Source organism: Leucobacter sp. USHLN153 (genome assembly GCF_037145615.1).
GTDB lineage: Bacteria > Actinomycetota > Actinomycetes > Actinomycetales > Microbacteriaceae > Leucobacter.
Genome location: NZ_JBBCXE010000001.1, coordinates 379,302 through 399,082, shown reverse-complemented (window position 1 = coordinate 399,082; position 19,781 = coordinate 379,302). Strand labels below are relative to the sequence as shown.

Here is a 19,781-nt window from a genome sequence, read left to right as displayed (position 1 = left end):
ATTCCGAGCGCGACACGCCTGCAGCCAGCGCTCAAGGCGAAGGCCATTTCTGGCCTTCGCGCACTGGCTGGAGAGCTCGTCCCGAGCTCTCGTCCGGCCCGGGCAGCGCCGGCGCAGCCAGCGCGACACGCCCGGGTTGCACCGAGCCGAACCGCATGCGAGAATAGACAGGTTCAGTAGTCCGCGCGCTTGTGCGGGTCACTGCCAGGCAGTGCATAACCGCCTCGAGCAATCGAGGTTCTGGTTAGGCCGCGGGTAGCGAACGACACCCGTACGCCGTATGGCGGCCAGACGATAAGTCCGGCCGCTTTCGTGCGAACGGGGCCGATGTGCTCGGAAATGCGAGTGATCGGTTTTGACAGGTGAACAGAGACCCAGCACGAGGCGCGCATGTGCCGAAGCCAGGGCGCTGGTACGTAAGACGTCCAATGCTGCGCACTCCCGTGTGCAGTACGACGCAAGTAGAAAGTAGAGAGTCACATGGCGGGACAGAAGATCCGCATTCGACTGAAGTCGTATGACCACGAGGTCATCGACAGCTCCGCACGTAAGATCGTCGACACGGTGACCCGCGCGGGTGCTACCGTGATCGGCCCCGTGCCGCTCCCCACGGAGAAGAACGTGATCGCAGTCATCCGTTCGCCCCACAAGTACAAGGACAGCCGCGAGCACTTCGAGAAGCGCACGCACAAGCGCCTGATCGACATCGTCGATCCCACCCCGAAGGCTGTCGATTCGCTCATGCGTCTCGACCTGCCTGCCGACGTCAATATCGAGATCAAGCTCTAAGGGGGGATCCGAACATGTCTGTAGTACGCAACGTGAAGGGTCTTCTGGGCACCAAGCTCGGTATGACGCAGGTTTGGGACGAGAACGGCAATGTCGTTCCCGTTACCGTGATCGAGGTGGCGCCGAACGTCATCACGCAGATCCGCACCCCCGAGGTCGACGGCTACAGCGCCGTGCAGATCGCTGCGGGTCAGATCGATCCCCGCAAGGTGAACAAGCCGACCGCGGGTCACTTCGAGAAGGCCGGCGTTACGCCGCGCCGTCACCTCACCGAGGTGCGCACCGCCGATGCCGCTGAGTACGCGCTCGGCCAGGAGCTCACCGTCGATGGCACCTTCGAGGCCGGTCAGAAGATCGACGTCGTGGGCACCTCGAAGGGCAAGGGCTTCGCCGGCGCCATGAAGCGTCACAACTTCAAGGGTGTTTCGGCTTCGCACGGTGCTCACCGCAACCACCGCAAGCCTGGCTCGATCGGTGGAGCCGCGACCCCGGGTCGCGTCTTCAAGGGTCAGCGCATGCCGGGTCGCATGGGTGGCGAGCGCGTCACCGTGCAGAACCTCACCGTGCAGGCGATCGACGCCGAGAAGAACCTCATCCTGGTCAAGGGTGCGGTTCCCGGTGCACGTGGTCGCCTCGTTTTCGTTCGCAACGCAGTGAAGGGGGCGTAGTTCATGGCTACCGCTACCAAGCTCGAGGTGTTCGACGCTCAGGGTAAGAAGTCCGGGTCGGTCGACCTTCCCGAGACCATCTTCGGTGTCGAGACCAACGTCCCGCTGATCCACCAGGTGGTCACCGCTCAGCTCGCAGCTGCGCGTCAGGGTACGCACAAGACCAAGAACCGTGGCGAAGTCTCCGGTTCGGGTGTGAAGCCGTTCAAGCAGAAGGGCACCGGCCGCGCTCGTCAGGGTTCGGTTCGTGCTCCTGAGCACCGCGGCGGCGGCGTCGTGCACGGCCCGGTGCCGCGCGACTACTCGCAGCGCACCCCCAAGAAGATGATTGCTGCTGCGCTTCGTGGCCTGCTCTCGGACCGCGCTCGCGCGAACCGTCTGCACGTCGTCGAGGGCTTCGGCATCGCTGACAAGCCGAGCACCAAGACCGCGCGCGAGTTCCTCGCCTCGGTTGCTCCGGGCAAGCGCGTTCTCGTGGTCGTCGACCGCGATGACGAGCTGACCACGCTCAGCGTTCGTAATCTCGCGCACGTCCACGTGCTCTACCAGGATCAGCTCAACGCCTACGACGTGGTCGTCAGCGACGATCTGGTCTTCACCAAGGCCGCCTTCGACGCGTTCGTCAACGGCCGTGCCGCTCAGGAGGACACGAAGTGAGCTTGAACAAGTCCGCACACGACGTCATCATCCGCCCGATCGTCTCGGAGAAGAGCTACGGCCTCATCGACGCTAACGGCCAGTACACCTTCGAGGTGCAGCCGGAGTCGAACAAGACCGAGATCAAGCTCGCTATCGAGGAGGTCTTCAATGTGAAGGTCGCCAAGGTCCGCACGCTGACCCGAAAGGGCAAGACCCGCCGCACCAAGTTCGGTCAGGGAAAGCGCAAGGACACGAAGCGTGCGATCGTCACCCTGAAGTCGGGCTCCATCGACATCTTCACGGCTGCGCTGTAGAAGGGGCGAAAAGGAACACATCATGGCAATTCGCAAGTACAAGCCGACGACCCCGGGTCGTCGTGGCTCGAGCGTTGCTGATTTCGCAGAGATCACCCGCTCGACGCCCGAGAAGTCGCTGCTCCGTCCGCTCCCCAAGACCGGCGGCCGCAACAACCAGGGCCGGATCACCACTCGCCACATCGGTGGTGGCCACAAGCGTCAGTACCGCGTCATCGACTTCCGTCGTCATGACAAGGACGGCGTCGACGCCAAGGTCGCTCACATCGAGTACGACCCCAACCGCACCGCACGCATTGCGCTGCTGCACTTCGAGGACGGCACGAAGCGGTACATCATCGCGCCGAACAAGCTGAAGCAGGGCGACATCGTCGAGTCGGGCGCTGGCGCCGACATCAAGCCGGGTAACAACCTGCCGCTGAAGAACATTCCGACCGGTACCGTGATCCACGCGATCGAGCTGAAGCCGGGCGGGGGAGCGAAGCTCGCTCGTTCCGCAGGTGCCTCGGTTCGCCTCGTGGCGAAGGACGGCCCCTACGCTCAGCTGCGTCTCCCCTCGGGCGAGATCCGCAACGTCGACGTGCGCTGCCGCGCAACGGTCGGCGAGGTGGGCAATGCCGAGCAGTCGAACATCAACTGGGGCAAGGCCGGCCGTATGCGTTGGAAGGGCGTTCGCCCGACCGTTCGTGGTGTCGTCATGAACCCGGTGGATCACCCGCACGGTGGTGGCGAAGGCCGCACCTCGGGCGGCCGTCACCCGGTCAGCCCCTGGGGCCAGAAGGAAGGCCGTACGCGCCATCCGAACAAGGAAAGCGACAAGCTCATCGTGCGTCGCCGCACCGTTGGCAAGAAGCGTTAGTCGGCAGGTAGGAGAGAGTAGAAGATGCCTCGTAGTCTCAAGAAGGGCCCCTTCGTCGACAACCACCTGTTGAACAAGGTGATTGTCCAGAACGAAGCTGGCTCCAAGAACGTGATCAAGACCTGGTCGCGCCGCTCGATGATCATCCCCGCAATGCTGGGGCACACCATCGCGGTGCACGACGGTCGGAAGCACATTCCCGTGTTCGTTACGGAGACCATGGTCGGTCACAAGCTGGGCGAGTTCGCGCCCACTCGTACCTTCCGCGGTCACGTGAAGGACGACAAGAAGGGCCGTCGCCGCTAAGCGGTGACGTGAAGGAGGAAGAGAAATGGTGGAGTCGATCGCACGCGTGCGTCATATCCGCATCACCCCCCAGAAGGCCCGTCGCGTTGTTGACCTGGTTCGCGGGAAGAACGCTCAGGAGGCACTCGCCATCCTGAAGTTCGCTCCGCAGGCCGCCTCGGAGCCGATTTTCAAGCTCGTCGCCTCGGCGATCGCCAATGCGCGCGTGAAGGCTGACAAGGAGAACCTGCGTCTGAACGAGGACGAGCTGGTTATCGCTCGTGCGTTCGTGGACGAGGGCGCAACGCTCAAGCGTTTCCGCCCGCGTGCACAGGGTCGCGCGTTCCGCATCAACAAGCGCACCAGCCACATCACGATCGTGCTGCAGTCGGCTGATGAGCTCGCTGCCGCGAAGAAGGGAGCCTAACGGTATGGGCCAGAAGATTCATCCCTACGGGTTCCGTCTCGGAGTTACCACCGACCACGTGTCGCGTTGGTTCTCGGATTCGACGAAGGCCGGTCAGCGCTACGCCGACTACCTCGCCGAGGACATCAAGATCCGTCAGCACCTGACGAAGCAGCTCGACCGTGCGGGCGTTTCCCGCGTCGAGATCGAGCGCACCCGTGACCGTGTTCGCGTGGATATCCACTCGGCACGCCCCGGTATCGTCATCGGTCGTCGTGGCGCAGAGGCCGAGCGCATCCGCGCTGACCTCGAGAAGCTCACCGGCAAGCAGATCCAGCTCAACATCCTCGAGGTGAAGAACCCCGAGGCTGACGCGCAGCTCGTCGCGCAGGGCATCGCCGAGCAGCTCGCTGCTCGTGTGGCGTTCCGTCGCGCAATGCGCAAGGGTCTGCAGGGCGCGCAGCGCGCCGGCGCCAAGGGCATCCGTATCCAGGTCTCCGGCCGTCTCGGCGGCGCCGAGATGAGCCGTTCGGAGTTCTACCGCGAGGGTCGTGTGCCGCTGCACACGCTGCGCGCGAACATCGACTACGGCTTCTACGAGGCGAAGACCACCTTCGGTCGCATCGGCGTGAAGGTCTGGATCTACAAGGGTGACCTCACCAACAAGGAACTCGCTCGCGAGCAGGCGGCTCAGAAGCCGTCTCGCGACCGCGGCGACCGCCGCCGTGCGCCCCGTGGTGCACAGGCCGAGGCTGCACCTGCTGCAGCAGGAGCGGAGAAGTAAGCATGCTGATTCCTCGTCGAGTCAAGTACCGCAAGCAGCATCACCCCAGCCGCAGTGGTCAGTCGAAGGGCGGCAACACGGTCGCTTTCGGTGAGTTCGGTATCCAGGCACTCACGCCCGCATACGTGACGAACCGCCAGATCGAGTCCGCTCGTATCGCGATGACCCGTCACATCAAGCGTGGCGGGAAGGTGTGGATCAACATCTACCCCGACCGTCCCCTCACCAAGAAGCCCGCGGAAACCCGCATGGGTTCCGGTAAGGGCTCGCCGGAGTGGTGGGTTGCCAATGTCAAGCCGGGCCGCGTCCTCTTCGAGGTCGCCGGTGTCGATGAGGAGCTCGCTCGTGAGGCGCTCACCCGCGCCATTCACAAGCTGCCTCTCAAGGCCCGCATTATTAAGCGCGAGGAGGGCGACGCGTAATGGCGATCGGTACCAAGGAACTGGCCATCACCGAGCTCGATACCTTCGAGAACGAGCGACTGGCTGAAGAACTCAAGAAGGCGAAGGGCGAGCTCTTCAACCTTCGTTTCCAGTCGGCCACCGGCCAGCTGGAGAGCCACGGCCGCGTGCGTCAGGTGAAGCGCGACATCGCTCGCATCTACACCGTGCTGCGCGAGCGCGAGCTCGGCATTCGTGCCACGCCCGCTGCTGCGCCTGTGAAGGCGAAGAAGAGCAGCAAGAAGACCGAGCAGGCGGATGCCGCCGCTGAGACGAAGGAGGCCTGAACATGGCTGAGGTCGAGAAGGAACAGCGCGGCTACCGTAAGGCGCGCCGCGGGTACGTCGTCAGCGACAAGATGGAGAAGACCATCGTCGTCGAGGTCGAGGATCGCGTGAAGCACCCGCTCTACGGCAAGGTGATTCGTCGCTCTTCGAAGGTCAAGGCCCACGACGAGCAGAACACCGCCGGCATCGGCGATCTCGTGCTCATCCACGAGACCCGCCCGCTGAGCGCTTCGAAGCGCTGGCGTCTGGTCGAGATCCTCGAGAAGGCGAAGTAAGTCCTCGGACTTACTGAGTAAGGAGTAGCAAGTGATTCAGCAGGAATCCCGACTCAAGGTTGCCGACAACAGCGGCGCCAAGGAGTTGCTTACGATTCGTGTGCTCGGGGGCTCGAAGCGTCGTTACGCCGGTCTCGGCGACACGATCGTCGCGACCGTCAAGGACGCGATCCCCGGCGGCAATGTGAAGAAGGGCGACGTGGTTAAGGCCGTCGTCGTCCGGACGCGCAAGTCGACTCGTCGCGCCGATGGTTCGTACATCGCGTTCGACGAGAACGCGGCCGTCATCCTCAAGGCCGATGGGGAGCCCCGCGGCACCCGTATCTTCGGGCCGGTCGGACGTGAACTCCGCGATAAGCGGTTCATGAAGATCGTCTCGCTCGCACCGGAGGTGATCTAGTCCTATGGGCGCAAAGATCAAGAAGGGTGACCTCGTCGAGGTCATCTCTGGCCCGTCGCAGGACCGCGGCGGCTACAAGGGCAAGCAGGGTCGCGTCATCGAGGTGCTCCGCGAGAGCGACCGCGTCGTGGTTGAGGGCGTGAACTACGTCACGAAGCACGTGCGCGCCGGTCAGTCGGAGCGCGGCGCCCGCGAGGGAGGCATCGAGACCGTCGAGGCCCCGATTCACGTGTCGAACGTCGCGATTGTCGATCCCGAGACCAAGAAGCCGACTCGCGTTGGTTTCCGCGTCGAGGAGATCGAGAAGGACGGCAAGAAGAAGACGGTTCGCGTGCGCTTCGCGAAGTCGTCCGGGAAGGATCTCGCATGACCGAGACTGCAGCGACCACCGCTCAGCCCCGCCTGAAGCAGAAGTACCGCTCCGAGATCATCCCCGCCCTGCGCGAGGAGTTCGACTACGCCAACATCATGCAGGTGCCCGGCGTCGTCAAGGTCGTCGTGAACACCGGTGTCGGCGAGGCAGCTCGCGACAGCAAGGTGATCGAGGGCGCGATCGCTGATCTCGTGAAGATCACGGGTCAGAAGCCGATGGTTACGAAGGCTCGCAAGTCCATCGCGCAGTTCAAGCTGCGCGAGGGTCAGGCGATCGGCGCGCACGTCACGCTCCGTGGCGATCGTGCCTGGGAATTCCTCGACCGTCTCGTGAACCTCGCGCTTCCGCGCATTCGCGATTTCCGTGGGCTGTCGCCCCGTCAGTTCGACGGAAACGGCAACTACACCTTCGGATTGACCGAGCAGAGCGTGTTCCACGAGATCGATCAGGATAAGATTGATCGCGTGCGTGGCTTCGACATCACTGTCGTGACCACCGCGAAGACCGATGATGAGGGCCGTGCGCTGCTTCGCGCGCTCGGATTCCCCTTCAAGTCGGAATAATTTCATAGTCCAAGCGGCGAGGGTGCTCGGGGATTCCCCGGGCACCCAATCCGTGTGTCACCCAGGTCGTGCGTCGGTGTACCGGCGTATGAAACCAGGCGAGAAAGAAAGAGTCACTCATGACGATGACTGATCCGGTAGCAGACATGCTGACCCGGCTGCGCAACGCCAACTCTGCGCATCATGACGACGTTTCGCTCCCCGGCTCGAAGCTGAAGGAGCGGATCGCTGAGATCCTCAAGCGCGAGGGCTACATCCAGGACTGGAAGGTTGAGCCGGCTCGCGTCGGAACGACCATCACCATGTCGCTGAAGTACGGCCCGAACCGCGAGCGTTCCATCGAAGGCATCAAGCGGGTCTCCAAGCCCGGTCTTCGCGTGTACGCGGGCTCGACCGAGATCCCGAGCGTGCTCGGCGGCCTCGGCATCGCGATCCTGTCCACCTCCTCGGGTCTGCTGACCGACCGCGAGGCCGAGCAGAAGGGCGTTGGCGGGGAAGTCCTCGCTTACGTGTGGTAAGCCGTCATGTCACGTATTGGTAAGCTTCCCATCGCCGTTCCCGGCGGTGTAGACGTCAAGATCGATGGCCAGCAGGTCACGGTCAAGGGTTCGAAGGGCGAGCTGTCGCTCGTTGTTTCCGAGCCCATCCGCGTTGCGGTCGAGGAGGGCCAGGTGCTCGTCACCCGCCCCGATGACGAGCGCGAATCGCGAGCGCTGCACGGTCTCACCCGCACGCTCATCAACAACAACATCATCGGCGTGACCGAGGGCTACTCCAAGCAGCTCGAGGTCGTCGGAACCGGTTACCGCGTGCAGCAGAAGGGCAACGGCCTCGAGCTCGCCCTCGGCTTCTCGCACCCGGTGAACGTCGATGCCCCCGAGGGCATCACGCTCACGGTCGAGGGCAACACCAAGATCACCGTGAGCGGGATCTCGAAGCAGGCCGTCGGCGAAGCCGCGGCCAATATCCGCAAGCTGAAGAAGCCGGAGCCTTACAAGGGCAAGGGCATTCGCTACGCGGGCGAGGTTGTCCGTCGCAAGGCAGGAAAGGCTGGTAAGTAACCCATGGCCGCTTCAGTAACTCGGGCTAAGGGTCGGACCGCTGCACGCGTCCGCCGCCATACCCGCCTGCGCAAGAAGATCGTCGGTACGGAGCTTCGTCCCCGTCTCGTCGTCAACCGTTCGGCTCGCCACGTGTTCGTGCAGATCGTCGACGATTCGAAGGGCCTGACGCTCGCGTCAGCCTCCACCATGGAAGCGGATCTGCGCTCCTTCGACGGTGACAAGACCGCGAAGGCCCGCAAGGTCGGCGAACTCGTCGCCGAGCGCGCGAAGGGCGCTGGCATCGACGCGGTCGTCTTCGACCGTGGCGGCAGCAAGTACGCGGGTCGCGTCGCAGCGATCGCCGATGGCGCTCGCGAAGGGGGGCTGACCCTGTGAGCAACGAAACGAAGGAGCAGGAAGTGTCTGCAGAGGCCCAGTCTGAGACGCCGGCCGCGCAGGCCCCGGCTCAGGATCACCGCAACGAGCCGCGAGAGCAGCGTCGCGGGAGCCGCGATCGCGGTACCCGCAACGAGCGCGGCGGGCGCGATCGCAACGAGAGCCAGTTCCTCGAGCGCGTCGTGACCATCAACCGCGTGTCGAAGGTCGTCAAGGGCGGCCGTCGCTTCAGCTTCACCGCGCTCGTCGTGGTGGGTGACGGCAACGGTACGGTCGGTGTCGGCTACGGCAAGGCCAAGGAGGTGCCTCTCGCCATCTCCAAGGGTGTCGAGGAGGCGAAGAAGAACTTCTTCCGCGTGCCCCGCGTCGGTAGCACCATCCCGCACCCCGTCCAGGGCGAGGCCGCAGCCGGCGTCGTGCTGCTGCGTCCGGCTGCTGCCGGTACCGGTGTTATCGCCGGTGGCCCCGTCCGCGCCGTGCTCGAGTGCGCTGGCATCCACGACGTGCTGAGCAAGTCGCTCGGTTCGTCGAACACCCTGAACATCGTGCACGCGACCGTCGAGGCCCTGCAGCAGCTCGAGGAGCCCCGCTCCGTCGCAGCGCGCCGTGGGCTCGACTTCGACCGCGTCGCCCCGGCCCGCATTGTGCGTGCCGAGGCGAAGGCTGCGGCCGACGCTGCCGCGAAGGCAAAGGCAGGTGCGTAATGGCGAAGAGCCTGAAAGTTACGCAGACGAAGTCCGTCATCAGTGAGAAGCAGAACCAGCGCGATACGCTGCGCAGCCTCGGCCTCAAGAAGATCGGCCAGTCGGTCGTTCGCGAGGATACGCAGGCGAACCGCGGCTACATTCGTGCGGTCGCTCACCTGGTAGAGGTTGAGGAGATCGACGCATGAGCGAGAAGAACGAGGAGCGGGAGTCGGTGCTCAAGGCGCACCACCTCCGTCCGGCTCCGGGCGCCAAGAAGGCCAAGACCCGCGTGGGTCGTGGCGAGGCGTCAAAGGGCAAGACCGCCGGCCGCGGTACCAAGGGCACCAAGGCTCGGTACCAGGTGAAGGTCGGCTTCGAGGGCGGCCAGATGCCGCTGCACATGCGCACTCCGAAGCTGCGCGGGTTCAAGAACCCGTTCCGCACGGAGTACCAGGTGGTCAACGTTGCGAAGCTCGCGGAGCTGTACCCGCAGGGCGGCGACGTCACCGTTGCTGATCTCGTCAGCAAGGGCGCAGTGCGCAAGAACCAGCCCGTCAAGGTGCTCGGTGACGGCGACCTGCAGGTTGCGCTCACCGTTCAGGTAGACAAGGTCTCCGGCTCTGCCGAGCAGAAGATCGTCGCCGCCGGTGGAGCAGTGAAGTAGTCGATCCGCGAGGATCAGCAGTGAACCCGGGCTCTCCCGGGTGACCGGGGGGTCGGGTAGGGGCGTATGTCGTCCTCACTCGACCCCCTTGTTGTTGGTGTTACAGCCCCCGCCCATTCGGGTCGCGGCTTCAGGGCTACGGTGGATGCCGTGTAGTCTTGAGAAATTGGTTCTCGTCGTCAGGCGAAGCCCTCTACGACGTTCCAGGAGGCAGATTTTGTTCAGCGCCATCGGACGGATCTTCCGGACCCCCGATCTCAGGCGGAAGCTTGTCTTCACGCTCGGGATCATCTCGCTGTTCCGGCTCGGCTCATTCATCCCGGCTCCGTTCGTCGATTTCAATAACGTGCAGGCCTGTTTGGTCGCGAATCAGAGCCAAGGCAGTTCCGGCCTGTACGACATGATCAATCTGTTCAGCGGCGGCGCGCTGTTGCAGCTCTCGATCTTCGCGCTCGGCATCATGCCCTACATCACTGCGTCGATCATCACGCAGCTGCTGCGCGTGGTCATCCCGCACTTCGAGGCGCTCCATAAGGAGGGCCAGGCGGGCCAGAGCAAGCTCACGCAGTACACGCGTTACCTGACGATTGCTCTCGCGATCCTGCAGTCCACTACGTTGATCACGGTCGCGCGCTCAGGTCAGCTGTTCGGTGCCGCCGCGAACCAGGCCTGCCAGAACCTCGTCTCGCAAGAGTGGTGGGCTGTGCTCATCATGATCGTCACGATGACGGCTGGCACGGGCCTCATTATGTGGTTCGGCGAGCTGATCACCGAGCGCGGTGTCGGCAACGGAATGTCGCTGCTGATCTTCACCTCCATCGCCGCTCAGTTCCCGAGTGCCATGTGGGTCATTCGAGAGTCGCAGGGCTGGGAGGTCTTCTTCATCGTGCTGGCTGTCGGCTTGCTCGTCGTCGCTGCGGTGGTGTTCGTTGAGCAATCGCAGCGACGTATCCCGGTGCAGTACGCGAAGCGCGTGGTCGGTCGACGCACCTACGGGGGCAGCAGCACGTACATCCCGATCAAGGTCAATATGGCGGGTGTGATCCCGGTGATCTTCGCTTCGGCGATCCTGTACCTGCCGATGCTCCTCACCCAGTTCAATCAGCCGCAGATCGGCGAGGATCCGAAGCCCTGGGTGGTCTGGATCCAGAACAACCTCGTACTGGGCGATCAGCCGATGTACATGTTGGTGTTCTTCCTCTTGGTGATCGGATTCACATTCTTCTACGTGCAGATCACGTTCAATCCCGAAGAAGTTTCCGACAACATGAAGCAGTACGGGGGCTTCATCCCGGGCGTTCGCGCTGGCCGGCCAACTGCGGAATACCTCAACTACGTGTTGACCCGAATCACCAGCGCGGGGTCTCTGTACCTTGGCGTGATCGCGTTGATCCCGCTCATCGCACTCTCGTTCTTCGGTGCGAACCAGAACTTCCCGTTCGGTGGTGCTTCGATTCTCATCATCGTGGGCGTCGGGCTCGAGACGGTGAAACAGATTGATGCGCAGCTGCAGCAGCGCCACTATGAAGGGCTCCTCAAGTGACTCAGAACACGACGACTCGACTCCTGATTATCGGCCCGCCCGGAGCTGGTAAGGGCACGCAGGCGGGCAAGATTGCCGCTCGGTACGGCGTCCCGGCGATTTCCACGGGCGACATCTTCCGCGCGAATATCTCGGGAGGTACGCCGCTCGGCCAGCAGGTCCAGGCGATCATTGAGCGCGGCGAACTGGTGCCCGATGAGCTGACGAATGAGATCGTCGCGGATCGCCTCACGCAGGAAGATGCTGCGGCGGGCTTCCTGCTCGACGGTTACCCCCGCACCGTGGATCAGGTACACGCTCTCGACGGAATGCTCGACGGCTCGTCGCTGGACGCTGTAGTGCTGCTCGAAGCTGATGCAGATGAGGTGGTCGCGCGCTTGCTCAAGCGCGCCGAGCTCGAGGGCCGCGCGGACGACACGGAGGACGTCATTCGGCACCGTCAAGACGTGTACGCCGAGCAGACCGCGCCGCTGATCGAGCTGTTCTCGGAGCGCGGCATTCTGGTGCCGGTCGACGGCCTCGGAACGGTTGACGCCGTCGCGGAGCGTATCGCCAACGGTCTCGACGCGCAGCTGAGCGCGCGCGTTTCTCACTAGGTTATGGCGCGCCGGGGGCTGCTTCGCCGCTCGATCTACAAGTCTCCCGCGCAACTGCGGCTGATGATCGAGCCCGGGCGGGCAACGGCTGCCGCGCTTCGAGCGATGAGAGCGGCGGTACACCCGGGCGTCACCACGCTTGAACTCGATGCGATCGCGGAGAACGCGATCCGCAGTTTCGGGGGCGCCCCGAACTTCATGCTCGAGCCGGGGTACCGACACACCATTTGCGCGAACGTCAACGAGCATGTGGTTCATGCGATCCCGAACGAGCGACCGCTCGTCGCGGGAGACATCGTCGCACTCGACGCTGGCGCGGAGATTGATGGGTGGCACGGCGATGCTGCGTTCACTGCGGTGCTGCCGGATCACGCCGACCTCGAGCGGACCGCCGCTCTCCAGAAGCTGAGCGACGTCACGGAGCAAGCGATGTGGCGTGGTATCGCGCGCCTCGCGACCGCATCTCACGTCGGCGAGATCGGTGCGGCGGTTTCTGGCTACGTGCGCGCGCAGAGCGACTTCGGTGTGCTCGAGGATTACATCGGGCACGGTATCGGTCGCTCGATGCATGAGGATCCGCCGGTATTCAATGTGCCGACTCCGCGCCGCGGGCCCGAGGTCAAGCCCGGGCTCGTCGTCGCCATCGAGCCGATCATCTCCGCAGGCGGGATCGACACGACGATCGAAGACGACAACTGGACGGTGACGATGGCCGACGGTTCGATGAGCGCTCAGTGGGAACACACCGTCGCCGTGCACGAACGCGGAATCTGGGTGCTTACCGCGGATGACGGGGGAGCGAGCGGCCTTGAGCCTCTGGGCGTCCGCCCCGTGCCGATCCCGTAACACGCTCTCGCAACGCGGTCCCAGCTTTACAAAAGCCGACACGCCGGGTACTCTTGATCTTTGGTGCTTTGCGCCTGTTTTCGCGTTCGCGATTTCGGGCGTTCGGCATTCGCATGACCAGTTACACCTACTCAAGCGATAGTGAGGCTATGGCCAAGAAAGACGGCGTCATCGAGATCGAGGGACACATTGTCGAGGCTCTGCCCAACGCGATGTTCCGCGTCGAGCTGACTAATGGACACAAGGTGCTCGCTCACATCTCCGGAAAGATGCGCCAGCACTACATCCGTATCCTCCCTGAGGACCGCGTGATCGTGGAGCTGACGCCCTACGATCTGACCCGCGGCCGCATCGTCTACCGCTACAAGTAGGTCGCTGGGAAGTAACGGCTCGCGGCATCCCGCGGGTACGAGGACAGCGAAATACACGAAGGAAACATCATGAAGGTCAAGCCCAGCGTCAAGCCGATCTGCGATCACTGCAAGGTCATTCGTCGCCACGGCCGCGTCATGGTGATCTGCAAGAGCAACCCGCGTCACAAGCAGCGCCAGGGCTAAAGCCCCGAACTGCTTGCGTCGCTCGGCTTCAGGGATGCTCCCTGCTGCTGCGACGTGCAGAACACTCGAAACTGAATATCTGATCCAGCGCATCGAAGAACCTGCGCGGCTCGCGACGCGACGGAATGATTCCGTTGCTTCGAGAATCGCAGTGAGTCTCCGACTCACTCCTCGGTAAGAGGGTGGGGGACACCTCGGGACAGAGGCCCGAACCCCCGATGCGCACCACACCTCTACGATCCGCAAGGAGAGCCACAATGGCACGTCTCGCAGGAGTAGACATCCCACGCGATAAGCGCGTTGAGATTGCACTCACTTACATCTATGGCGTTGGACGCACCAGCGCGCTGAAGACCCTCGCCGACACCGGCATCGATGGCAACATCCGCGTGAAGGATCTGACCGACGATCAGCTCGTCGCCCTTCGCGACTACATCGAAGGAAACTTCAAGGTTGAGGGCGACCTCCGCCGCGAGGTTGCAGCGGATATCCGCCGCAAGGTCGAAATCGGCAGCTACCAGGGGCTCCGTCACCGCAAGGGACTGCCTGTGCACGGTCAGCGCACCAAGACGAACGCTCGCACCCGCAAGGGCCCGAAGCGCACCGTCGCCGGCAAGAAGAAGTAACCGCCGGTTCGTTAGACCCACACACAGAGCTTTTCAGGAGAACACTCAATGGCTGCACCAAAGACCGCGGCTCGCAAGCCGCGTCGCAAGGACAAGAAGAATGTCGCCGTGGGCCAGGCCCACATCAAGTCGACGTTCAACAACACGATCGTTTCGATCACCGACACCACTGGTGCTGTGATCAGCTGGGCTTCGTCGGGCGGCGTGGGCTTCAAGGGCTCGCGCAAGTCGACGCCCTTCGCCGCACAGCTCGCTGCCGAGTCGGCAGCCCGCAAGGCGCAGGAGCACGGCATGAAGAAGGTCGACGTCTTCGTCAAGGGTCCGGGCTCAGGCCGCGAGACCGCGATCCGCTCGCTCCAGGCCGCAGGCCTCGAGGTGGGTTCGATCAACGACGTGACGCCGCAGACGCACAACGGTTGCCGTCCGCCGAAGCGTCGCCGCGTCTGAATTCATTGTCGAGCCGACGTCGTTCGGCTTCGACTGCCGCTTCCGGCGGTGCGGTTCCGGATCGGGGAGCGTCGAGCTCGCCGATCCGGAACCCCCGGAAGAGTCCAGACACCTGCTTCACTTTCATCCGAATACCGCATGAGTCATATAGCGGACTCCAGCGAAAGGATTACACACCGTGCTGATTGCACAGCGACCCACTCTGACTGAAGAATCGATCTCCGAGTACCGCTCGCGCTTCGCGATCGAGCCGCTCGAGCCAGGCTTCGGATACACGCTCGGCAACTCCCTCCGTCGCACCCTCCTGTCGTCGATTCCCGGCGCAGCTGTGACGAGCGTTCGCTTCGAGGGCGTCGCCCACGAGTTCACGACCATTGCGGGCGTGACCGAGGACGTCACCGAGATCATTCTCAATATCAAGGATCTCGTCGTCTCGAGCGAGCATGACGAGCCGATCACCGCGTACCTGCGCAAGACGGGTGCCGGCGAGGTTACCGCCGCTGACATCTCTGCTCCGGCGGGGGTCGAGGTGCACAACCCCGAGCTCGTCATTGCGACGCTCAGCGATTCGGCTCAGTTCGAACTCGAACTCACCATTGAGCGCGGCCGCGGTTACGTTTCTGCCGCTCAGAACCGCAACGACGATGCAGAGGTCGGCCGCATCCCGGTCGACTCGATCTACTCGCCGGTGCTCAAGGTGACCTACCGCGTCGAGGCAACTCGTGCGGGTGAGCGCACCGACTTCGACCGCCTGGTGGTCGACGTCGAGACCAAGCCCGCGATCACCCCTCGCGACGCGATTGCGTCTGCAGGGTCGACGCTGGTCGAGCTCTTCGGTCTCGCACGCGAGCTGAACACCGCCGCCGAGGGCGTCGAGATCGGCCCGGCGCCGGTCGAGGTCGTCGCGGAGGGTGAGCTTTCGATCCCGATCGAGGATCTGGATCTCTCGGTGCGCAGCTACAACTGCCTGAAGCGCGAGGGCATTAACACCGTGAGCGAGCTGGTGGCGCTCTCGGAGGCCCAGTTGATGAACATCCGTAACTTCGGCCAGAAGTCCGTCTTCGAGGTGCGCGACAAGCTCACCGAGATGGGGCTCTCGCTGAAGGATGCCGTGCCCGGTTTCGACGGTGCGCAGTTCTACAGCTACGAAGACGACAACAACTAACGATCCGGCATCGCTCGCCTGATCGCACACCTACTGGAGTAAACAATGCCCAAGCCCAACAAGGGCCCCCGCCTCGGAGGCGGCCCCGCACACGAGCGTCTCATGCTGAACCAGCTGGCGTCGCAGCTCTTCGAGCACAAGCGCATCCAGACGACGGAGACCAAGGCCAAGCGCCTGCAGCCCGTCGCTGAGCGTCTGGTGACGTTCGCGAAGCGCGGGGACCTGCATGCACGCCGTCGCGTGATGCGCCAGATCCTCGACAAGTCGGTTGTGCACGAGCTCTTCACGGAGATCGCGCCTCTCGTCGAGAACCGCGAGGGTGGCTACACTCGCATCATCAAGACCGGCTTCCGCAAGGGAGACAACGCGCCGCTCGCAGTGATCGAGCTCGTGCTCGAGCCGGTTGCTCCGAAGCCGAAGGCAGAGAAGGCGGCGGCTCCCGCTGCTGAGGCTCCTGTCGAGGAGGCTCCGGTCGAGGAGACCACCGAGGCTCCGGCCGAGGAGGCTCCCGTGGAGTCGACCGAGGCTGCTGAGGCGAAGGCCGACTAATTTCGGCTCGCTGACGCGCTCGCGTTTCAGAACACCCCGTCGCGCACCGCGGCGGGGTGTTCTGCGTGTGGGGGCGTGCGGAGCCGGAATGTCGGCGGCGTCTGGAAGGATCGAACGCATGAGCAGCACCTCTGAAACTTTTCGCTTGCGGCTCGACCTCGCCTACGACGGCACCGATTTCTCGGGCTGGGCGTCGCAGCCGGGCCTGCGCACGGTGCAGGGCGAGCTCGAGGCGGCAATCGCGAGACTGCTGCGGATCGCGGAGCCCGGTGCGTCCCGACTCACCGTGGGCGGGCGGACGGATGCCGGGGTGCACGCACGGGGTCAAGTGGCCCACCTCGACGTGACGCAGGAGCAGCTTGAGGGGTGGGCGGCTCGCCGACGACCGGGAGCCCCCGAGCCCTCGGAACTCGAACTCGCAGCGGTGCGGGCACGCAAGCTGACCGGCGTCGTGAAGCGCGCGGCCCCTGACATCGTGGTGCACTCGGTGCGTCGGGTTCCACTGGAGTTCGATGCTCGCTTCGGAGCGCTTCGGCGTCGTTACGAGTATCGCCTCCGGGGGGAGGGCATGCGGAAGGATCCGTTGAGTGCCCGCTTCACCGCAGACGTACCGCGTCGGCTCGACTTCGAGGCGATGCAGCGGGCCTCGGACGAGTTCCTCGGCCTGAACGATTTCACGACGTTCTGCAAAGCCCGCGAGGGGGCGACCGCAGTACGTGATCTTCTCACATTCGAGTGGCGGCGCACTGAAGACGGTGCGTATGCCGCGCGCATCGAAGCTGATGCTTTCTGCCACTCGATGGTCCGCGCGCTCATCGGCGCAGTGGTGGCGGTGGGGAGCGGGCGCATCTCGCATGATCAGCTCGTCGAGCTCAGGGATGCGCGCGTGCGCACGAGTCGATTCACCGTCATGCCCGCCCACGGACTCTCGCTTGAGGAAATCGCCTACCCGGTCGACGAGGAACTCGCCGCCCGGGCCGCTGCGACACGAGCGAGACGAGATCCGCTCGGTGCGACAGGGGAGTCAATGAGCGGTGGTTGATCCTGTGCTAGACTCGACCCTTGGTGCGCAAGCACCCGATTTGTTGAGCCCTCCATCCGCGCGAGCACCCCTCGGGGACCACGCACCGGAGCGGGATTCGCGAACACCTCCAATTCGACAGAAAGCAGCACTCTAGTGACTCGCACGTATTCACCGAAGGCCGCCGAGCAGAAGCACGATTGGCTCGTCATCGACGCGACCGACGTCGTGCTCGGCCGCCTCGCTTCGCACGCGGCAGCCCTGCTCCGCGGCAAGCACAAGACGACGTTCGCTCCCCACATGGACATGGGCGACTACGTCATCATCATCAACGCCGACAAGGTGGTGCTGACCGGCAACAAGGCAGCGAACAAGCGCGCCTACCGCCACTCGGGTTACCCGGGTGGTCTGCGTTCGGTGAGCTACACCGAATTGCTCGAGAAGAACCCTGAGCGCGCAGTCGAGAAGGCCATCCGTGGCATGCTCCCCAAGAACTCGCTCGGTGCAGATCTGTTCCGCAAGCTGAAGGTCTACGCAGGTGCCGAGCACCCGCACGCGGCTCAGCAGCCCACCACCTACACCTTCGGCCAGGTCGCGCAGTAATCGCGCCCCGAGACCTCAGAGAGAGAATTCACAGTGACTGAAGAGCAGACCGTAGCCCCCGAGAGCTACACCACCGAGACGCCGGCCGGCCAGGCCACCGTCGCGTCCCCGCGCCCCGCGCTCACCGTTCCCGGTGCAGCCGTCGGCCGCCGCAAGCAGGCAATTGCCCGCGTGCGCCTCGTTCCGGGTTCCGGCAACTTCACGGTGAACGGCCGTGAGTTCGCGGAGTACTTCCCGAACAAGCTGCACCAGCAGCTCATCACCGATCCCTTCACCGTGCTCGAGCTGAACGGCTCGTACGACGTGATCGCTCGCATCGTCGGCGGCGGCCCCTCGGGCCAGGCTGGCGCACTGCGCCTCGCGATCGCTCGCGCGCTGAACGAGATCGACGCCGAGCACAACCGCCCGACGCTGAAGAAGGCCGGCTTCCTGAGCCGCGACGCTCGCATCAAGGAGCGCAAGAAGGCCGGTCTCAAGAAGGCCCGCAAGGCGCCGCAGTACTCGAAGCGCTAAATCGGAGCTTCCAAACATGGGACGCCTATTTGGCACCGATGGGGTTCGAGGGCTAGCCGGGGTCGATGTGACCGCCGAGCTGGCCCTCGGCCTTGCTCGCGCAGCGGCTCTCGTACTCGGGCGTTCAGCCCGAGGCGAGAGCCGTCGCGCTGTTGCCGTGGTCGCGCGTGATCCGCGCGTTTCCGGTGAGTTCATTGCCGCTGCGGTGTCGGCTGGCCTCGCCTCGGCGGGGGTCGACGTGCTCGACGCCGGGGTGATCCCGACGCCCGCCGCCGCATATCTCGTCGCCGACACCGGCGCTGACTTCGGCGTCATGGTCTCCGCCTCGCACAACCCGGCGCCCGACAATGGCATCAAGTTCTTCGCCGAGGGCGGGCGCAAGCTTCCCGACGACGTCGAGGACGAGATCGAAGCCGCGATGGAAACCGCGAACGTCGCGGTGACCGGTCGTCAGGTCGGCCGGATTCGCCGATTTGCTGACGCGGAAGATCGCTACCTGGTGCATCTGCTCGGCACGCTCGAGGGCCTCCGCCTCGACGGCCTCCACGTTGTGCTGGACTGCGCACACGGTGCGGCGGCAGGCATCTCTCCGGATGTCTTCACCGACGCCGGGGCACAGGTTACGGTTATCGGCAACGATCCCGATGGCTTCAACATCAATGACGGAGTCGGATCGACGCACCTCGAGCCCCTCGCCGCCGCGGTGCTCGAGCATGGAGCGGACCTCGGGATCGCGCACGACGGTGACGCGGATCGTTGCCTCGCGATCGACGCCACCGGTACGGTCGTCGACGGGGACAAGATCATGGCGATCCTCGCGATTTCGATGTCTCGCCGCGAGAAGCTTGAGCGCAACACGCTCGTGGCGACCGTCATGTCGAATCTCGGGCTCAAGCTGGCGATGGCCGAGCACGGCATTGAGATGGTGGAGACCGGCGTCGGCGACCGCTATGTGCTCGAGGCGATCAACGCTGAGGGCTACTCACTCGGCGGCGAGCAGTCGGGCCACGTCATCATGAGTGAGCACGCCACGACCGGTGACGGAATTCTCACGGGCCTCCATCTTGCGGCCGAGATGGTCCGCAGCGGGCGATCCCTCGCGGAACTCGCCGAGTGCATGACCGTGTACCCGCAGGTGCTCGTGAACGTGCGCGGCGTTGACCGCGCGGGAGTCCATGGTGATGACACGTTGAAGCAGGCGGTTTCTGCTGCCGAGGAGACGCTCGCAGGCAAGGGGCGCGTGCTGCTGCGCCCATCGGGCACGGAGCCCGTGGTCCGCGTCATGGTCGAAGCGGAGCATGTGGATCAGGCGCAGCGCATTGCCGACGAGCTCGCGTCGGTGGTGCTCGAGCGCCTCGCAGTCTGACACCTGAGCTCGGGGCCCGTGATTGATTCCGAGCCCCGATTCGCGGGTCGCGAACTCCGGGCCGCGATCCTGCCAGCT

General features: G+C 64.2%; 33 protein-coding genes. All 33 read left to right on the top strand.

The window, feature by feature from the left end; genetic code table 11:
* Positions 1-480: 480 nt before the first annotated feature.
* The 33 genes from rpsJ to glmM all read left to right on the top strand — a co-directional run bounded on the left by rpsJ (position 481) and on the right by glmM (position 19,703).
* Positions 481-789 carry a 30S ribosomal protein S10 gene (rpsJ, locus tag WFH00_RS01870; RefSeq protein WP_010156393.1) on the top strand — a complete coding sequence of 103 codons (309 nt, stop codon included), beginning with the start codon at positions 481-483 and terminating at the stop codon, positions 787-789.
* Between the two features lie 14 nt (positions 790-803).
* Positions 804-1,457: a 50S ribosomal protein L3 gene (gene rplC, locus WFH00_RS01865; protein ID WP_336658886.1), complete on the top strand. Its 654-nt coding sequence runs from the start codon at positions 804-806 to the stop codon at positions 1,455-1,457.
* A gap of 3 nt (positions 1,458-1,460) precedes the next feature.
* Complete coding sequence (gene rplD, locus WFH00_RS01860) at positions 1,461-2,114, top strand: 50S ribosomal protein L4 (protein ID WP_336658885.1); 654 nt, start codon at positions 1,461-1,463, stop codon at positions 2,112-2,114.
* Positions 2,111-2,410 (top strand): 50S ribosomal protein L23, encoded by a 300-nt coding sequence (gene rplW / locus WFH00_RS01855; RefSeq protein ID WP_336658884.1) that lies wholly within the window; start codon positions 2,111-2,113, stop codon positions 2,408-2,410. The genes rplD and rplW overlap by 4 nt, the downstream gene beginning before the upstream one ends.
* A 22-nt stretch (positions 2,411-2,432) precedes the next feature.
* Positions 2,433-3,269, top strand: coding sequence for a 50S ribosomal protein L2 (gene rplB, locus WFH00_RS01850; RefSeq protein ID WP_336658883.1), 837 nt, complete (start codon positions 2,433-2,435; stop codon positions 3,267-3,269).
* Positions 3,270-3,293: 24 nt separating this feature from the next.
* Positions 3,294-3,575, top strand: coding sequence for a 30S ribosomal protein S19 (gene rpsS / locus WFH00_RS01845; protein ID WP_010156398.1), 282 nt, complete (start codon positions 3,294-3,296; stop codon positions 3,573-3,575).
* Between the two features lie 25 nt (positions 3,576-3,600).
* Positions 3,601-3,981 (top strand): 50S ribosomal protein L22, encoded by a 381-nt coding sequence (gene rplV / locus WFH00_RS01840; protein WP_244693245.1) that lies wholly within the window; start codon positions 3,601-3,603, stop codon positions 3,979-3,981.
* A 4-nt stretch (positions 3,982-3,985) separates the two neighbouring features.
* Entirely contained in the window at positions 3,986-4,744 is a 759-nt protein-coding gene (gene rpsC, locus WFH00_RS01835; RefSeq protein ID WP_010156401.1) for a 30S ribosomal protein S3, read from the top strand.
* A gap of 2 nt (positions 4,745-4,746) precedes the next feature.
* Positions 4,747-5,166, top strand: coding sequence for a 50S ribosomal protein L16 (gene rplP, locus WFH00_RS01830; protein WP_244687794.1), 420 nt, complete (start codon positions 4,747-4,749; stop codon positions 5,164-5,166).
* Positions 5,166-5,471 (top strand): 50S ribosomal protein L29, encoded by a 306-nt coding sequence (gene rpmC, locus WFH00_RS01825; RefSeq protein ID WP_336658881.1) that lies wholly within the window; start codon positions 5,166-5,168, stop codon positions 5,469-5,471. Before rplP ends, rpmC begins: the two co-directional genes overlap by 1 nt.
* 2 nt (positions 5,472-5,473) lie before the next feature.
* Positions 5,474-5,746, top strand: coding sequence for a 30S ribosomal protein S17 (rpsQ, locus tag WFH00_RS01820; RefSeq protein ID WP_336658879.1), 273 nt, complete (start codon positions 5,474-5,476; stop codon positions 5,744-5,746).
* A 31-nt stretch (positions 5,747-5,777) separates the two neighbouring features.
* Complete coding sequence (gene rplN, locus WFH00_RS01815) at positions 5,778-6,146, top strand: 50S ribosomal protein L14 (RefSeq protein WP_336658877.1); 369 nt, start codon at positions 5,778-5,780, stop codon at positions 6,144-6,146.
* A 4-nt stretch (positions 6,147-6,150) separates the two neighbouring features.
* A complete protein-coding gene (gene rplX / locus WFH00_RS01810) occupies positions 6,151-6,516 on the top strand; it encodes a 50S ribosomal protein L24 (RefSeq protein WP_336658876.1) in 366 nt (121 codons plus the stop codon).
* On the top strand, positions 6,513-7,082 hold the full coding sequence (gene rplE / locus WFH00_RS01805) for a 50S ribosomal protein L5 (protein ID WP_336658875.1): 570 nt from the start codon (positions 6,513-6,515) through the stop codon (positions 7,080-7,082). Before rplX ends, rplE begins: the two co-directional genes overlap by 4 nt.
* A 119-nt stretch (positions 7,083-7,201) precedes the next feature.
* Complete coding sequence (gene rpsH, locus WFH00_RS01800; RefSeq protein WP_336658874.1) at positions 7,202-7,600, top strand: 30S ribosomal protein S8; 399 nt, start codon at positions 7,202-7,204, stop codon at positions 7,598-7,600.
* A 6-nt stretch (positions 7,601-7,606) separates the two neighbouring features.
* Positions 7,607-8,143: a 50S ribosomal protein L6 gene (gene rplF, locus WFH00_RS01795; protein ID WP_336658873.1), complete on the top strand. Its 537-nt coding sequence runs from the start codon at positions 7,607-7,609 to the stop codon at positions 8,141-8,143.
* Between the two features lie 3 nt (positions 8,144-8,146).
* The gene (gene rplR, locus WFH00_RS01790) at positions 8,147-8,521 is read left to right on the top strand and encodes a 50S ribosomal protein L18 (RefSeq protein ID WP_336658872.1); all 375 of its coding nucleotides are present in this window, start codon (positions 8,147-8,149) and stop codon (positions 8,519-8,521) included.
* Positions 8,518-9,225 carry a 30S ribosomal protein S5 gene (rpsE, locus tag WFH00_RS01785; protein WP_336658870.1) on the top strand — a complete coding sequence of 236 codons (708 nt, stop codon included), beginning with the start codon at positions 8,518-8,520 and terminating at the stop codon, positions 9,223-9,225. Before rplR ends, rpsE begins: the two co-directional genes overlap by 4 nt.
* The gene (gene rpmD, locus WFH00_RS01780; RefSeq protein ID WP_336658869.1) at positions 9,225-9,413 is read left to right on the top strand and encodes a 50S ribosomal protein L30; all 189 of its coding nucleotides are present in this window, start codon (positions 9,225-9,227) and stop codon (positions 9,411-9,413) included. Before rpsE ends, rpmD begins: the two co-directional genes overlap by 1 nt.
* Positions 9,410-9,871 carry a 50S ribosomal protein L15 gene (gene rplO, locus WFH00_RS01775; protein WP_336658868.1) on the top strand — a complete coding sequence of 154 codons (462 nt, stop codon included), beginning with the start codon at positions 9,410-9,412 and terminating at the stop codon, positions 9,869-9,871. Before rpmD ends, rplO begins: the two co-directional genes overlap by 4 nt.
* 217 nt (positions 9,872-10,088) lie before the next feature.
* The gene (gene secY, locus WFH00_RS01770; RefSeq protein WP_336658866.1) at positions 10,089-11,414 is read left to right on the top strand and encodes a preprotein translocase subunit SecY; all 1,326 of its coding nucleotides are present in this window, start codon (positions 10,089-10,091) and stop codon (positions 11,412-11,414) included.
* On the top strand, positions 11,411-12,010 hold the full coding sequence (locus tag WFH00_RS01765; protein ID WP_336658865.1) for an adenylate kinase: 600 nt from the start codon (positions 11,411-11,413) through the stop codon (positions 12,008-12,010). Before secY ends, WFH00_RS01765 begins: the two co-directional genes overlap by 4 nt.
* Before the next feature lie 3 nt (positions 12,011-12,013).
* On the top strand, positions 12,014-12,856 hold the full coding sequence (gene map / locus WFH00_RS01760; RefSeq protein ID WP_336658864.1) for a type I methionyl aminopeptidase: 843 nt from the start codon (positions 12,014-12,016) through the stop codon (positions 12,854-12,856).
* A 149-nt stretch (positions 12,857-13,005) separates the two neighbouring features.
* A complete protein-coding gene (gene infA / locus WFH00_RS01755; protein WP_010156420.1) occupies positions 13,006-13,227 on the top strand; it encodes a translation initiation factor IF-1 in 222 nt (73 codons plus the stop codon).
* A gap of 69 nt (positions 13,228-13,296) precedes the next feature.
* Complete coding sequence (gene rpmJ, locus WFH00_RS01750) at positions 13,297-13,413, top strand: 50S ribosomal protein L36 (protein ID WP_017885303.1); 117 nt, start codon at positions 13,297-13,299, stop codon at positions 13,411-13,413.
* Positions 13,414-13,670: 257 nt separating this feature from the next.
* Positions 13,671-14,039 carry a 30S ribosomal protein S13 gene (gene rpsM / locus WFH00_RS01745; protein ID WP_017885302.1) on the top strand — a complete coding sequence of 123 codons (369 nt, stop codon included), beginning with the start codon at positions 13,671-13,673 and terminating at the stop codon, positions 14,037-14,039.
* A gap of 48 nt (positions 14,040-14,087) precedes the next feature.
* Positions 14,088-14,486 carry a 30S ribosomal protein S11 gene (gene rpsK / locus WFH00_RS01740; RefSeq protein WP_053352811.1) on the top strand — a complete coding sequence of 133 codons (399 nt, stop codon included), beginning with the start codon at positions 14,088-14,090 and terminating at the stop codon, positions 14,484-14,486.
* Between the two features lie 178 nt (positions 14,487-14,664).
* The gene (locus WFH00_RS01735; RefSeq protein ID WP_336658863.1) at positions 14,665-15,651 is read left to right on the top strand and encodes a DNA-directed RNA polymerase subunit alpha; all 987 of its coding nucleotides are present in this window, start codon (positions 14,665-14,667) and stop codon (positions 15,649-15,651) included.
* A gap of 45 nt (positions 15,652-15,696) precedes the next feature.
* Complete coding sequence (gene rplQ / locus WFH00_RS01730) at positions 15,697-16,200, top strand: 50S ribosomal protein L17 (protein ID WP_336658862.1); 504 nt, start codon at positions 15,697-15,699, stop codon at positions 16,198-16,200.
* A 118-nt stretch (positions 16,201-16,318) separates the two neighbouring features.
* The gene (locus tag WFH00_RS01725; RefSeq protein ID WP_336658861.1) at positions 16,319-17,242 is read left to right on the top strand and encodes a tRNA pseudouridine synthase A; all 924 of its coding nucleotides are present in this window, start codon (positions 16,319-16,321) and stop codon (positions 17,240-17,242) included.
* Positions 17,243-17,377: 135 nt separating this feature from the next.
* The gene (gene rplM, locus WFH00_RS01720) at positions 17,378-17,824 is read left to right on the top strand and encodes a 50S ribosomal protein L13 (RefSeq protein ID WP_336658860.1); all 447 of its coding nucleotides are present in this window, start codon (positions 17,378-17,380) and stop codon (positions 17,822-17,824) included.
* Between the two features lie 33 nt (positions 17,825-17,857).
* A complete protein-coding gene (gene rpsI / locus WFH00_RS01715; protein ID WP_336658859.1) occupies positions 17,858-18,337 on the top strand; it encodes a 30S ribosomal protein S9 in 480 nt (159 codons plus the stop codon).
* Between the two features lie 16 nt (positions 18,338-18,353).
* The gene (glmM, locus tag WFH00_RS01710; RefSeq protein WP_336658858.1) at positions 18,354-19,703 is read left to right on the top strand and encodes a phosphoglucosamine mutase; all 1,350 of its coding nucleotides are present in this window, start codon (positions 18,354-18,356) and stop codon (positions 19,701-19,703) included.
* The last annotated feature ends 78 nt before the right edge of the window (positions 19,704-19,781 follow it).